13 protein-coding genes are annotated in these 14,520 nt (G+C 66.5%); 6 read left to right on the top strand and 7 right to left on the bottom strand.

The annotated features are described in order from the left end of the window. Positions 1 to 34: 34 nt before the first annotated feature. Positions 35 to 1,036, bottom strand: a complete 1,002-nt coding sequence (gene ku / locus BW971_RS19610) for a non-homologous end joining protein Ku (protein WP_076482768.1) — start codon at positions 1,034 to 1,036, stop codon at positions 35 to 37. 138 nt (positions 1,037 to 1,174) lie between these two features. Between ku and BW971_RS19605 the strand changes: the two genes are divergently transcribed. From BW971_RS19605 to BW971_RS19595, 3 genes are all read left to right on the top strand, one after another. After that, a complete protein-coding gene (locus BW971_RS19605) occupies positions 1,175 to 3,544 on the top strand; it encodes an ATP-dependent DNA ligase (protein WP_076482767.1) in 2,370 nt (789 codons plus the stop codon). Positions 3,545 to 3,675: 131 nt separating this feature from the next. Further along, a complete protein-coding gene (locus BW971_RS19600) occupies positions 3,676 to 4,434 on the top strand; it encodes a metallophosphoesterase (protein ID WP_076482766.1) in 759 nt (252 codons plus the stop codon). Between the two features lie 130 nt (positions 4,435 to 4,564). Next, positions 4,565 to 4,873 carry a hypothetical protein gene (locus tag BW971_RS19595; RefSeq protein ID WP_076482765.1) on the top strand — a complete coding sequence of 103 codons (309 nt, stop codon included), beginning with the start codon at positions 4,565 to 4,567 and terminating at the stop codon, positions 4,871 to 4,873. Here the strand turns inward: BW971_RS19595 and BW971_RS19590 are convergent. Beyond that, complete coding sequence (locus BW971_RS19590) at positions 4,866 to 5,729, bottom strand: alpha/beta fold hydrolase (RefSeq protein ID WP_159441893.1); 864 nt, start codon at positions 5,727 to 5,729, stop codon at positions 4,866 to 4,868. The genes BW971_RS19595 and BW971_RS19590 overlap by 8 nt on opposite strands. Positions 5,730 to 5,830: 101 nt before the next feature. Continuing rightward, the gene (locus tag BW971_RS19585) at positions 5,831 to 6,721 is read right to left on the bottom strand and encodes an SDR family NAD(P)-dependent oxidoreductase (protein WP_076482763.1); all 891 of its coding nucleotides are present in this window, start codon (positions 6,719 to 6,721) and stop codon (positions 5,831 to 5,833) included. A 159-nt stretch (positions 6,722 to 6,880) separates the two neighbouring features. Between BW971_RS19585 and BW971_RS19580 the strand changes: the two genes are divergently transcribed. After that, on the top strand, positions 6,881 to 8,398 hold the full coding sequence (locus tag BW971_RS19580; protein WP_076482762.1) for an MFS transporter: 1,518 nt from the start codon (positions 6,881 to 6,883) through the stop codon (positions 8,396 to 8,398). A gap of 324 nt (positions 8,399 to 8,722) precedes the next feature. Further along, positions 8,723 to 9,604, top strand: coding sequence for a TauD/TfdA dioxygenase family protein (locus BW971_RS19575; RefSeq protein ID WP_083710460.1), 882 nt, complete (start codon positions 8,723 to 8,725; stop codon positions 9,602 to 9,604). 21 nt (positions 9,605 to 9,625) lie between these two features. Here the strand turns inward: BW971_RS19575 and BW971_RS19570 are convergent, their stop codons facing one another. Beyond that, positions 9,626 to 11,014, bottom strand: a complete 1,389-nt coding sequence (locus tag BW971_RS19570) for a DUF2252 domain-containing protein (protein ID WP_076482760.1) — start codon at positions 11,012 to 11,014, stop codon at positions 9,626 to 9,628. A gap of 35 nt (positions 11,015 to 11,049) precedes the next feature. Here BW971_RS19570 and BW971_RS19565 point away from each other — a divergent pair, with 35 nt between their 5' ends. Next, positions 11,050 to 11,517 (top strand): CARDB domain-containing protein, encoded by a 468-nt coding sequence (locus tag BW971_RS19565; protein WP_076482759.1) that lies wholly within the window; start codon positions 11,050 to 11,052, stop codon positions 11,515 to 11,517. Positions 11,518 to 11,526: 9 nt separating this feature from the next. Here BW971_RS19565 and BW971_RS19560 read toward each other — a convergent pair whose 3' ends face one another. From BW971_RS19560 to BW971_RS19550, 3 genes are read right to left on the bottom strand one after another with little or no spacing between them, the layout of a single operon-like run. Beyond that, positions 11,527 to 12,966 carry an NAD(P)(+) transhydrogenase (Re/Si-specific) subunit beta gene (locus tag BW971_RS19560; protein WP_076482758.1) on the bottom strand — a complete coding sequence of 480 codons (1,440 nt, stop codon included), beginning with the start codon at positions 12,964 to 12,966 and terminating at the stop codon, positions 11,527 to 11,529. Then, positions 12,963 to 13,295: an NAD(P) transhydrogenase subunit alpha part 2 gene (locus BW971_RS19555; RefSeq protein ID WP_076482757.1), complete on the bottom strand. Its 333-nt coding sequence runs from the start codon at positions 13,293 to 13,295 to the stop codon at positions 12,963 to 12,965. The genes BW971_RS19560 and BW971_RS19555 overlap by 4 nt, the downstream gene beginning before the upstream one ends. Continuing rightward, positions 13,295 to 14,383, bottom strand: coding sequence for a Re/Si-specific NAD(P)(+) transhydrogenase subunit alpha (locus tag BW971_RS19550; protein WP_076482756.1), 1,089 nt, complete (start codon positions 14,381 to 14,383; stop codon positions 13,295 to 13,297). Before BW971_RS19550 ends, BW971_RS19555 begins: the two co-directional genes overlap by 1 nt. Positions 14,384 to 14,520: the final 137 nt, after the last annotated feature.

Genomic DNA, 14,520 nt, shown 5'->3' with positions numbered 1-14,520 from the left:
GATGAAGGACGGAGTGGACAGGCGTAGCTGAGCGTCAGCCCGCTTTGCGGTCGGCGGCCTTCTTGGCCGGCGTCTTCTTCGCCGCTGTCTTCTTGGCCGCTGTCTTCGTCGTCGACGACTTCGCGGCGGCCTTCTTGGTCGGCGCCTTCTTCGCGGCCGCCTTTTTCGTCGCGGTCTTCTTGGCGGGTGGCTTCTCGGTCGTGGACGAGGACTCCCCCCCGTTGGAGTCCCCGTCGTCGGAGTCCTCGGCGTCACCCCCGCGGTCCTTCACCGAAGCGCGCAATGCGGCCAGCAGATCGGCGACGTCGGAATCGTCGTCGCTGTCACCGCTGTCGGTCTCGTCGGTCGGGAACGCCTCCGAACCGTCGGCCTTGGCCTCGATCAGTTTGGCCAACTCCTCCTGATAGGTGTCCTCGTACTGCCCCGGATCGAAATCCGCTGCCATGGAATCGATGAGCGACGACGCCATCTTCAGTTCCTGCGGCCGGATGGGGATGTCGTCGTCCAGGAATCCGAAATCGGGCTTGCGTACCTCGTCCGGCCACAGCAGCGTCTGCAACGTCATCACGTTTCCCACCACCCGCAGTGCGGCGAGTCTGGTCCGGTTACGCAAGGTGAAGGTCGCGATGGCCAGTCGGTCGGTGTCCTGCAGTGCCTGACGCAACAGCACATAGGCCTTGGGCGACTTGGACGCCGGTTCCAGGTAATAGGGCTTGTCGAAGAAGATGGGGTCGACCTCGTCGACGGGCACGAACTCGGTGATGGAGATCTCGGGGCTGCGCTGCACCGGCAGCCCGGCGAGGTCATCCTTGGACAACACCACGGTCTGCCCGGTCTCCGACTCGTAGGCGTTGGCGATGTCGGCGAACTCGACCTCCTCGTCGGTGCCCTCCCGAACCTTGCGGTACCGGATCCGGGTGCCGTCCTTGGAGTCGACCTGATGCGACCGGCGGTCGTGACTCTCCGTCGCCGAGTAGACCTTGACCGGTACGTTGACCAGGCCAAAGCTCAGATCACCTTTCCAGATCGACCGCATCACCTCATTTTGCAGGTAACAGGCGCTTGACGCAGCCCCCTGCGACAAACACAGTCGGTGGGGTGCGTCGGCGTCGGCCGCGGCCGGGGTGTCCGAGCATGATCAGAGCGGCATGATCAGAGCGGGAGGAGCAGGTGCGTGTGTGCCACCAGGAACACCCTTGACGTCGACGGTCATCGCATCGCGGTCACCAACCTCGACAAGGTGCTCTACCCCGCGACCGGGACCCGGAAAGCCGAGGTCATCGACTATTACAACCGGATCGCCGAGGTGCTGTTGCCGCACGTGCACCGGCGGCCGGTCACCCGCAAGCGCTGGCCCGACGGTGTCGACTCCGAGCCGTTCTTCGAGAAGAATCTGCCCGCAGGGACGCCGGAGTGGATAGATCGGGTGGAGATAGCGCACCGCAGCACCGGTCGTGACGGGAACGTCTCGTACCCTCTGGCCGGTGAGCGTGCCGACCTGATCTGGTTCGGCCAGCAGGGTGCGCTCGAACTGCACGTGCCCCAGTGGGCCGTCCCCGCCGACGTCGACGGTCCCGATGTCCCCCGCCTCGCCGACCGCATCGTCCTCGACCTCGACCCCGGGCCGGGAGTTGACCTGTCCCGGTGTGCGGAGATCGCGGTGATGGTGCGCGATCTACTCGACGGGGTGGGTCTGCGGTCCTATCCGGTGACCAGCGGCAGCAAAGGTATTCACGTATACGCCGGCCTCGATCGGCCGGTCTCCGCCGACGGCGCGCGATCGGTGGCGAAACAGATCGCCATGTCGCTCGCCGCGCGACATCCCGAGACGGTGACCGCGGTGATGAACCGGGCGGTGCGTACCGGCAAGGTCTTCATCGACTGGAGCCAGAACAGCGCGTCCAAGACCACGCTGGCCCCCTACTCGTTGCGCGGTCGCGAGCAGCCGTGGGCCGCCGCGCCGCGGTCCTGGGAAGAGCTCGCGCGCAGCGATATCCGCCAGCTGCTGTTCACGGAGGTGTTGGAACGTGTCGAGGTCGACGGCGATCTCCTCGCGGATCTCGACCGGGCGCCCGTCCGTTCCGGCCGGTCGGAGACGGACGACGAGCCGGTCACCGAATCGGACCGCCCGGTGGTCGATCTCAGCGAATACCGGCGCAAACGCGACGAGGCCCGCACACCCGAGCCGTTCGGCGACAACGAGTCGGCGGGTGCGGATCGCGAGCGCGGGCCGATCTTCGTCATCCAGGAACACCACGCTCGCCGACTGCACTACGACTTCCGCCTCGAACGCGACGGCGTGCTCGTCTCCTGGGCGGTGCCGAAGAACCTTCCCGCCGACAGCGGCCAGAACCGGTTGGCGGTGCAGACCGAGGACCACCCGATGGATTACGCCGACTTCGCCGGGGACATCCCCGCGGGTGAATACGGTGGCGGTCACGTCGAGATCTGGGACCGCGGCACCTACGAGACGGAGAAATGGCGCCCGGACGAGGTCATCGTGCGGCTACGCGGTGACCGGATCCAGGGTCGATACGCGCTGATCAGGACCGGGGACAAGAACTGGCTCGCCCATCTGATGTCGGACGAGCCGCGGCCCATCACCCCCGACTCGCTACGCGACCCACGCCCCATGCTGGCCACCGAGGAGTCGATCGAGAACCTCTCGGACGAGGCCTGGGCCTTCGAGGGCAAGTGGGACGGCTACCGGCTCATCGTCGAATATCTCGATGGGAAGCTGCGGTTGATCACCCGCTCCGGCATCGACATGACCACGGAGTTCCCCGAACTCGGCGGCATCGTCGACGACCTCGGATTGCTCGACGTGGTGCTCGACGGTGAGGTCGTGGCTCTGGATTCCTCGGGCCACACCAACTTCTCGCTGCTCGCGGCCCGCAACGCCACCGGCGAACAGTGCACGATCAAACTCATGCTGTTCGACGTGCTCTTTCTCAACGGCAGATCGCTGTTGCGCACCCCGTGGTCGGGCCGCCGCCAGGTGCTGGACGAACTCGCACCGCTGTTCACCGGTGACAACGCGGTGCAGGTCCCTCCGCTGCTCCCCGGCCCCGGTGGCAGAGCAGCGGAAGTCAGTCGGGAGAAGGGTTACGAGGGTGCGGTCGCCAAACGCCGCGACTCCGTCTACCAGCAGGGCCGTCGGTCGGCGTCGTGGCTCAAACACAAGAATTGGCGCGACATCGAGGTGATAGTCGGCGGTTGGCGGCCCGGAAAGGGCAACCGCACCAACGGTATCGGGTCACTTCTCGTCGGGTTGCCGGAATCGACCGGATTGCGGTACGTGGGCCGGGTCGGTACCGGGTTCACCGAACGACAGTTGCGGGCACTGGCCGACGAACTCGAACCGCTCCGGCGCCGATCGTCACCCTTCGTGGACAAGCTCGACCGGCCCATCGAACAGGACGCGGTCTGGGTGCTGCCCAAGCTGGTGGGCGACGTGCGCTACATGGACTGGACGGGATCGGGACACCTGCGCCATCCCGTGTGGCGCGGGATCCGTCGCGACAAACTGCCCGGCGACCTGTGACGAGACCCTCCGCGCACACGCATCGGGCCATGTCCGACTAGATTCGGAACACGACACCGCGCGGTAGCCACCCCACCTCGCACGACTGGTACCGCGACCAGCCCCACCGCCGCACCACACAGGAGCAGCCCGTGCTCGTCGTCGCCCATATCAGCGACCTGCATTTCGACGGCAGCAAGGACCACCGCGCCCGCGCACAGGCCGTGATGGACTACCTCAACGATCGGGCCGACGGGATAGATGCACTGGTGGTGACCGGTGACATCGCCGACGCCGGCACGCCGAGTCAGTACATGGAGGCCGCTGCGGTTCTCCAGACGCCGATCCCCATGCTGATCGCCCCCGGCAACCACGACAATCGAGAGAACTTCTCCCGCGATCTACTGGGCGTGCACCCCACTGCCGGACCCATCAACTTCGCCCAGACGGTGGGCGGAGCGCTCATCCTCAGCTGCGACAGTTCCATCCCCGGTCGCCCCGAGGGCTACCTCGCCGACGAGACCATCGAGTGGATGGACGCCGAGATCACCGCCGCCGGGGACGTCCCGGTGATCGTTGCGGTCCACCACCCACCGGTCACCCTCGACATGCCGTTCATGGACAGCATCCGGATGCAGGGCGTGGAGCGGCTCGGCGCGCTCATCGTCAAGCACTCCAACATCATCACGTTTCTGTGCGGCCACGCCCACACCGGCGCAGTGACCCGGTACTACCGCAGGCGGGTCTGCATCGCACCGGGTGTCGCGTCGACGCTCAACCTTCCCTTCGAGAACGACGGCATCATCAACGAGTCCCAGCCGGCCGGGCTCGCCCTGCACGTCATCGACCACCGTTGGCGGGTGATCACGCACTTCCGCGCGGTCGAGGTACGCGGACGCCGCAAGCGCTGAGTACGTGGGCTCAACCCCTCGTCGAGGGAAACGGGTACTTCTACCCATTGATCGCGGACTGCGCGGACTGCACCATCTGTGGTGGTCGTAGCCGCGGCCGTTCGAGGGCGAGTCAGAAGGATTCATCACCATGCTGATCTGGGGCTGGGGCAGACGCAACAAGCAGATCGCGTTCGGCGATGGTCGCCTGCTGCTGTGCAACTACCGGTATTTCCATCTGATGTTCGTCTTCACGGTCGCCTGGGGTCAGCAGTATTCGATCGGGACGCCGACGCCGTACGGCCTTGCGTGGCAACCCATCGCGGACTCGTATGTTCCCGCTCTGACCAACGGCAATCAGTTCGGTCCCAGCGGCTGGGAACGTTTCAGCCTGCTGGGTGCATGTGTCCTCGGCTTCGTGCTCATCGCCCTGGTTGGGTTGGCCGCCGCACTCACGTGACGTGGCGGTCGGCGAGAACGGTCAGCTGGTTGCGGATCGCAGCGACGACGACGTCGGGGCGTTGGAGTTGAGCGCAGTGCCCGATCCCACGCAGCAGCTCCGTCGTCACCATCGTCGGGTTGCTACGCGCCGCCGTCACCGCACCGGAGGCGGTGACGAGACGATCGCGGGTGCCCCAGATCAGATGTAGTGGTCTGCGCAGTTCTGCGATGGGTAAAGCGCTGGGTGCGGTCACCTCATCGATGAGTTCGACACCGATGGTCAGCCACAACCGAGGATCCCCGCGCTGGACGTGTTCGCGGTACCGGCGCAAGGTGCCGGGAGGCAATGGTCCCGGTCGCACGGCGACGTTGTAGAGCGCACCCACGATGTGTGCCCACAACCACTGCGACAGCGACGAAGACGGGATCAGCCACGGTAGTCGGGACACGAGATGGGTCGGTATCGCCCTGTGGGCCAGCCCCCCGACCAGTCCACGCGTGCGCAGCCCCGCCGGACTCACGGCGACAACCGCGCACACCGGTAGTTCGGGGTCTGCCGCGGCCCGGATCGACGCCCACCCACCCAGTGAGTTGCCGACCAGCACCGCGCCGCAACCGGTGTCATAGTGCGAGATCGCGGCAGACAAGAACGCGTCGTGGAGCTTCGACAGCTGTCCCGGCGGGGTTCGGATGACGTGTCCGAACTGCGGCATGTCGAGCGCGACCGCGTAGATACCGTGAGATCCGAGTCGGCGCAGCACCTCTCGCCAGGTGTCGGCGGAATCGGTGAAGCCGTGCACGAGAAGGACGGTGGGGCGGTCTCCCGTCGGATTGCCGACCGCGAGTACGCGTGAGACCACTGATGCCAACGTCACCTTCGACTGCGTGATCACCGGCGTTCTGGTCGCGTCCGATCGGCCACCACGGCCGACGGCCGAGACAGCGGCCTCACCCGTGCGCGGTTGTCGCGTCGCGCTCATCCGTGGTCGGAGATCCGGCGGTGGTATCGCTCTCGCGCGGAATGGTCAGCGTGTGCGAACGCGGTGTCGAGCCCCGCGAACCGTTCGATGGCGATACGCGGACGCCGCGGGATGTTCTGCAACACTTTGATCGTCGCCCCCGCCTGTCGCGGTACCGACACCAGTCCCCCGTGCGCGGTGGTGACGACCCTGACGATGGCCACAGCCACATCCTCGGGTTCCGCGACGATCGCGGGCGCCAACCACCGCTTGTAATTCGCGCCTGCCGACAGCTCCGTGTTTATCATGCCCGGCAGAATGGCCGTCGCTTCCACACCGGTTCCCGCGAGCTCCAACGAGAGCGCATCGGTGAAGCTGATGACCGCGGACTTGGTCGCTCCATACGTCGCCAACGCGGGGATCGCGAACGTACCCGCCAGCGAGGCCACGTTGACCACATGCCCGGCTCCGCGCTGCAGGAACAGATCCACCGACTGCCTGCTGCCGCGGATGACCGCATCGAGGTTGATGGCAAGCATCCGTTCGGTCATCGTCGGTGACTCGTTGCGGAACATCCCGGTGGGCATGATCCCCGCGTTGTTGACGAGTACGTCGAAACCACCCATCGCCTCCGCCGCGTCGATGAATTCTCGCAGCGAGTCGGCCCGGGTGACGTCCAGACGCATCGCCGTGACATCCGATCCCGTCGGATCGATCTCCTTGGCCGTCCGCGTCGCCAACGCGTCGTCGATGTCACCGATCAGGACTTGGGCCCCGTGACGGAAGAACTCCTCCGCGGTTGCCCGACCGATGCCTTGTGCGGCGCCCGTGATGGCCACCAGCGACGAGGAGAGATCGACTCGGGCAGTGTGACGACGACGTCGAAAAACCCGGTTGGTGCGGTCCACTCTGACGAATCCTCCCGACTGTGCTGGACACGGTGTCTCAGTTACATTAGAAAGCGATTGGTGCCGCGTCAACATGCACGTCGCGGTGACCCGATCAATCGTCGATGGCGCCCCGTCTCGTCACCATGAGGTCGGCGCGACACCGGCTACGGTGGAACCGTGACGAACAGTGAGACCTCGCACGACGTCGGCGTCGACCCCCGGCGGTGGAAAGCGCTGACGTTCATCTGCATTGCGCAGTTGATGGTGGTACTGGACGCCACCGTGGTCAACATCGCTTTACCTGACGCCAAGGCAGAGTTGGGGATCAGCACCTCGTCTCAGCAGTGGGTCATCACCGCCTACTCTCTGGCCTTCGGCGGATTGCTGTTGCTCGGGGGACGCGTCGCCGACGCCTGGGGCCGTCGCAGAGCATTCATCACGGGGCTGATCGGTTTCGCCGCCGCGTCCGCGCTGGGGGGTGCCGCTGCCAACGAGGCCATGCTGTTCGGGTCTCGTGCGCTGCAGGGCGTGTTCGCCGCGTTGCTCGCCCCGTCGGCGCTGTCGTTGCTGACCGTCATGTTCACCGCCCCGAAGGAACGGGCTCGGGCCTTCGGTATCTTCGGGGCGATTGCGGGCGGCGGGGCTGCGGTGGGCCTGCTGCTGGGCGGGTTGCTGACCCAGACCCTGGATTGGCGCTGGACCATGTACATCAACGTGGTATTCGCCGCGATCGCCCTGTTCGGTGCCATCGTCGAGATCAAGGAGCCCCCACGCACAGAGCTCCACACCACGAGAATGGATGTCGGTGGCGCGGTGCTGGCCAGCGTGGGCTTGGCCCTCGTCGTCTACGGATTCAGCCACGCCTCGGAGACCAGCTGGTCCAACACCTGGACCGTCGTGTCCTTGGTTGCCGCCGTGGTTCTCCTCGGTGCATTCGTCCTCCGTCAGAGCCGTACGGCCAACCCGCTGCTGCCGCTGCGTGTGGTCGCCGATCGCGCCCGCGGTGGGGCATACCTGACCGTCGGATTGTCGGTCATCGCGATGTTCGGCTCGTTCCTCTTCCTCACCCTCTACCTGCAGCAGGCTCACCACTACTCCCCGATCAGCGCCGGGGTCGCCTTCCTGCCGATGGTCGGCGGGATGTTGATCGGGTCGACGCAGATCGCGGTCCGATTGATCACCCGCGTCCCACCGCGTTTCCTCATGGTCCCCGGTGCCGTCGTCGGAGGCTGCGGCATGTTGTTGCTCACTCAGATCTCGGCCGATACCACCCGTTACTGGTCGGTGGTCTTCCCGGCGCTGCTGTTACTCGGGCTGGGTATGGGCACGATGTTCATGGCTTCGGTCAATCTCGCCACCCACGGCGTCGAGCCCCGCGACGCCGGTATCGCCTCCGCGATGGTCAACACCTCCCAGCAGGTCGGCGGCGCGATCGGTACCGCCCTGCTGAACACCATCGCCGCCAACGCCACCGCCCATTTTCTCACCGCCCATCGATCCGACGTCACGTCTCGGCACGACGTCACCCGACTGGTCACACGAGCGATGGTGCACGGCCAGAGCCTGGGATTCCTGGTCGCCGCCCTCGTCCTGTTCGGCGCCGGAATCGCCGCGGCGGTCCTGGTGAATGTGCGCAGCGCAATCGGAGCACCCGGCCACGCCGAAACTCCAGAGGTGGCCGCGCCGGCGGCGTGACCACGCCTGGAGGTAGGTCGATGTTCCCGGCACCTCCCGCGGGCAGGCAATTCAAATCACGGTGAGCGGTACCCCCGCTGACGGTGGCCGACTTTCACCCGCGACGGGTAAATCTGGACACGTGCAACCGACCGTTCCGCTCGTGCGACGACTCGCCCTCGACTTCGGTCGCTGGTGCGCGATGTCGTGTCGCTGATCGTCGAACCCGTCGCTTTCCTGCCCTCGGCACGCCGAATTCCCTGATCACGCGTTTTCCACGGACGTACGCGCGTGAACTGTTCGCGAAGTGTCGACGCCACTTTCTCGCGCCCGTCTGCGCGCATCATCTCGAGGAGTCCCCCCGTGACCATCGCCATCACCCCGGAACTGACGCTGGACAAGTTCGGCCCCAGTTTCGGTGCCGAGATCCTCGGCCTGGACATCACCACCGCCGACGACGAGCAGATCACCGCGGTCCGCGACGCCCTGGTGGAGCACAAGGTGCTCGTCCTGCGTGACCAGCGGCTCGACGACGCCGCGCACATCGAGTTCGGTCGCCGGCTGGGCAACCTCACCGTCGGGCATCCCGTGCACGACAGCGGCGACGTGGCTGCCGAGGTCTACGCGCTCGACAGCCAGGACAACGGGTTCGCCGACGTCTGGCACACGGACGTCACGTTCATGAAGCGCCCCCCGCTGGGATCGATCCTGCGTCCGGTGGTGCTGCCGCCCCACGGCGGTGACACCAACTGGGCCGACACCCAGCTCGCCTACGAGTCGCTGAGCCCCGCGGTCCAGCGGATGATCGACGGCCTCACCGCTGTCCACGACGGCAACCGCGAATTTGGCTACTACCTCGCCCAGAAGCGCCGGGGCAATGGCAATGTGTGGGATGGCGAGGTGGTCACCTCGCTGCCGCCGGTGGAGCATCCCGTGGTGCGCGTGCACCCGGACTCGGGACGCAAGGGGCTGTTCGTGAACCCCGGGTTCACCTCGCACATCGCGGGGGTGTCGGAAGCCGAGAGCCGCGGCATACTGGACCTCCTCTACGCCCACCTGACCAAACCCGAGCACATCGTCCGGCACCGCTGGCGTCTGGGCGACCTGGTGTTGTGGGACAACCGCAGCACCGTCCACTACGCCAACCGCGACTACGGAGACGCGCACCGCAAGATGCACCGCATCACTCTGGCCGGTGACGTCCCCGTGGGACCGCTGCTGCCCTGAGCTGCACCGGATGCCGACGGATCACTCGACGTCGAACGCCCCATCCGCCCGGGCACTCTGGAAGACCCGGAAGTCGTCGTCGACGACGTCCGCGTAATCGACCGACCACCGTCCGATGGCCTTGTCGGCATTCGGCTTACGACCCAGATAACCGGCGATCTGACCGAAAGCCGGGCTCTGGCTGTGCGCCCGGGCCAGGAGTTGTGCGCACAGCACCGAATAGCGTCGCAGCTCACCCGGACTCAGATGGTCGGCATCGATGGAGCCCTTCATGTCGCGGAACTGCCGCCAGTAGAAGGCACCGTTCTCGTTCGCGGTCCATCCCAGGAACGGATCCGAGTTCGCCTGCAGCACATGCGCCGCGGCGACCACCCGCACCGCGTCTCGGGCGTCTGCGGGAAACTGCTCGGTTTCCGGGATCACCGCGGTGAGTCCTCCGTTGGTCTCGAGCACCGACGGTGCGGCCTCTTTGAGCTGCAGCACCATCGGTTCATCCGATGGTCCCTGCAGGAGCACGATCAAGGCGACGTTGCCCACCGATCCGACGCCGACCACCCGCCGCGCGACGTCGGTCACCTCGAACTGCGACAACAACAGGGCGACGTCGGTGCGGACGGATGACAGATATCGCTCGAAGATCTCCGCCACTGGCTGCTCGGATGCGTCCCGACCCGCGGTGTCGGTCAGCGGCACCACGATCGGTGGATCGGGGGTGATCCGCCGACGTCCGGTGTTGTCCACCTCGGTGATCTTCTCGACGATCTGGTCGGCCGTACGCTTGCGCGCCTTGGTCAACGCCTTGTCAATGACGTCGGCCACCGAACCCGGCACGGTGTCGGCGAGTTCTTCGGCGTCCACCGAGCGGTAGTAGCGATCCAGTACGGATTCGCCGGCGGCGTGGCGGATCGCCGTGCGGTACCCCGCGGCGACCTGCTCGGCGAGCGCCCGCTGCTCGTCGTGATCGGCGCCGGCACCCCGAGCGCAGACCACGGCGCTGACCACGAGCCGTTTGAGGTCCCATTCCCATGGGCCCACCCCGGACTCGTCGAAGTCGTTCAGATCGAAAAGGATCCGCCGCTCAGGACTCGCGTAGAAGCCAAAGTTGCCGATGTGTGCGTCACCGCTGATCACCACGTCCACGCCGGTCACCGGTGTCGAGGCGAGGTCGGTGGTCATGATGTCCGCCGTCGCGCGGAAGAACGCGAACGGGGATGATCCCATCCGCTCGAGGCGCAGTGGCACCAGTTCCGGTATCCGGTCGACGTGTTGGGCACGGATCAGGGCGACGACATCCCGGTCGACTGTCGACGGCTCCGCCAACCGCGACCGCTTCAGCGTCGTGCGCAGCGACTTGCCGAGATCGACGGCCTCGTCGTGGTCGTGTCGTTCGAGCAGGTGGTGGAACGGCATGCGGGCAGGGTAGCCGGTGACGGACGGGTGACGGTGTGACCGTAGACGAGGCGGACGGTGCGCGGACCTGCTACATCTTCTCCATGCGAATGACGATGACGGCCCGGGCTGTGGTCACGGCGCTGGTGACCTCAGCGGTGTGCACGGCAGCGACCGCTGCGGCGCACGCCGCGCCCGCGCTGCCCGACGTGTCGGTGACCCTTCCGGTACTGGGCCCTCGGAATTATCCGACCTCGCTGCCTTTCGCGATCACCGTCAGCAACCGGGGTGCGGCGACCGCTACCGACACCGCGGTCACCGTGACGTCGATACCGCCGACCGCGTCGGACTTCTTCATCATCCCGGAACTGCGCGCAGGCAGCTCGCAGACCGTCGCCACCCGGAGCATCATCGGTCGCATCCTGATCGGTCAGGTGACGGTGACCGCCCGGACCGCGCAACGCGACGCGAAGCCGCAAAACAACACCGTCACCGGTTTCCGTTTCATCGTCGGACCACCGTGAGCGGAGTCGCTACAGCGCCTTGAGCTCCTCGATGACCTCACCGACGGACTTCTTGGCGTCACCGAACAACATCGAGGTGGTGTCTGCGGTGAACAGCGGGTTGTCGATGCCTGCGTAACCCGACGACATGGACCGCTTGAGCACGATCGTCGACTTGGACTGGTCCACGTTGAGGATGGGCATGCCGTGGATCGGTGAACTCGGGTCGTTGCGCGCGGCCGGGTTGGTGACGTCGTTCGCGCCGATCACCAGCGTCACGTCGGTGCGCGCGAATTCGCCGTTGACGTCGTCCATCTCCTTCATCGCGTCGTACGGGACGTCCGCCTCGGCCAGCAACACGTTCATGTGTCCGGGCATCCGGCCGGCCACCGGGTGGATCGCGTAGGCCACCTCGACACCCTTGCTCTCCAGGATGGATGCCATGTCCTTCACCGCGTGCTGCGCCTGGGCGACGGCCAGCCCGTAACCGGGGACCACGATCACCCGGTTCGCGTATGCCATCTGGATCGCGGCATCGGCGGCGGACGTGGCCTTCACCGTGCCACCGCTGGACTCCGGGCCACCCGCGGCGGCGCCACCACCGCCGAAGGAGCCGAACACGATCGCCGGGATGGACCGGTTCATGGCGACGGCCATCAGGTTGGTCAGGATCGAACCCGACGCACCGACGATCATGCCCGCGACGATCATCGCGGTGTTGTCCAACGCCAGACCGGCGGCCGCGGCCGACAGTCCGGTGAGCGCGTTCAGCAGTGAGATGACCACGGGCATGTCCGCACCGCCGATGGGGAACACCACGAAGAGACCCATCACGCCGGCCGCGACGAGCACCCCGACGATCCACCACACCGACGAACCCTCACCGGGCGTGGCGCGGATGCCGATGTACACGGCGAACGCGACGGCCAGCACCAGCAGCACCACGTTCGACAACTGGAAGATCCGGGCGTTCTTGACGAACACCTTCTCGACGTTCTTGTTCAGCAGCTCCTGCAGCTTGAGGAACGCCACCAACGATCCCCAGAACGACACCGAACCGATGACCGCCGCGAACAGCGACCCGATGACCACCGGGATGGTCGGCTCCTCACCGTGGGTGAAGTGGGAGAACCCGTCGGTCTCGATGAACTCTGCCCAGGCGATCAGTGCGACGGTGCCACCGCCGACCCCGTTGAACAAGGCGACCAGCTGCGGCATCGCGGTCATCTTGGTGCGTTTGGCCGGTGGCACGCCGAGCACCACACCGATGAGCAGGCCGGCACCGATCAGGATCCAGTTCACGTAGCCGGTGTCGCGGACGCGGATCAGGGTGGCGATGACGGCGATGAGCATGCCGACGGCGGCGATCCAGTTGCCGCGGACCGCGGTCTTCGGGCCGGTCAGCCCGGACAGTCCGTAGATGAAGAGTGCGAATGCCGCGATGTAGAGGATGTCGACGAGGTAGGTCACTTGTCGACTCCGCTCGCGTCAGTTGCCTTGGCGTCGGGCTTCTTGCCCTTGAACATGCCCAGCATGCGGTCGGTGACCAGGAAGCCGCCGACGACGTTCAGGGTGCCGAAGATCAGCGCCACGAAGGCGATGATCCGAACACCCCAGGAGGCGTCGTCGGGCAGGGTGCCGAGCACGGTCAGCGCACCGAGCACCACGATTCCGTGGATGGCGTTGGTGCCCGACATCAGCGGGGTGTGCAGGGTGTTGGGCACCTTGGAGATGACCGCGAACCCCACGAATCCGGCGAGGATCAGGATGGCGATGTTCGCCAGCAGACCGGTGTACATCAGGCCTCGGCTTTCTCGTGCTCACGCGTCACACAGGCCGCCGCGAGCACCTCGTCGGCGAAGTCTGGCTCGATCCGGCCGCCTTCCGTGAGCATCAGATCGATCAGGGCATACAGATTCTTGGAGTACAGCTCCGACGCGTGTTCGGGCATCGTCGCGGGGAGGTTCAGCGGGCTGCAGATCATCACGTCGTGTTTCACCACGTCCTGACCGGGTTCGGTCAGCTCGCAGTTGCCCCCCGTCTCACCGGCCAGGTCGACGACCACCGATCCGGGTTTCATCCCCTCCACCGCGGCCGCGGTCACCAACCGCGGCGCCGGACGGCCCGGGACCAGCGCGGTGGTGATGACCACGTCGAATCCCTTGATCGCGTTCTCCAGCGCCTGTTGCTGTTGCGCCCGCTCGTCGTCGGTGAGCTCGCGGGCGTAACCGCCCTCGCCCGCCGCGTCGATGCCGAGGTCGAGCCACTGACCACCGACCGAGCGGACCTGCTCGGCGACCTCCGGCCGCACGTCGTACCCGGTGGTGCGTGCGCCGAGGCGTTTGGCGGTGGCCAGCGCCTGTAGGCCGGCCACTCCCACCCCGAGGACCAACACGGTCGCGGGCTTCACCGTCCCGGCGGCCGTGGTCAGCATCGGGAAGAACCGGGTCGCCCGGTCGGCGGCGACGACGACGGCCTTGTACCCGGCGACGTTCGCCTGCGAGCTGAGTGCGTCCATGGCCTGTGCGCGGGAGATCCGCGGGATGGCCTCGACGGCGAACGCCTGGACCCCGGCGGATTTCAGCGCGCCGATCTGGTTGTCGGCGTTGCGCGGGGCGAGGAAGCCGATGAGCGTCTGCCCGGACCTCAGCTTCGCGATCTCGTCGTCCGTGGGCGGGTTGACCTGGACCACCACGTCGGCGGACAACGGATCGCCGATGGTCGCGCCCGCCTCGGCGTAGAGATCGTCGGGAATCAGCGCGGCCAGACCCGCACCCGACTCCACCACCACCTCGACGCCCTTGGACACCAACTGTGCGACGACCTTCGGGACCAACGCCACGCGACGTTCCCCGGCAGCCGTCTCACGGACAACTCCGACGCTCATCTCTCACCTGTTCTCGTGTCCGCCGCGACGACATCCGTCATCGCGCGGTACGCGCTGAACCGCCATCGGCCTCGATGCCGACGGCTACATCCCGCCGAATGCGCACCTGCCTGTGGGCAGGGAGGAGGTGGCCTGAT

The sequence above is a fragment of the Williamsia sterculiae genome (assembly GCF_900156495.1).
GTDB classification, from domain to species: Bacteria; Actinomycetota; Actinomycetes; order Mycobacteriales; family Mycobacteriaceae; genus Williamsia_B; species Williamsia_B sterculiae.
Note: the sequence above shows the minus strand (reverse complement) of the source record. Positions and strands in the feature narration are given on the sequence as shown.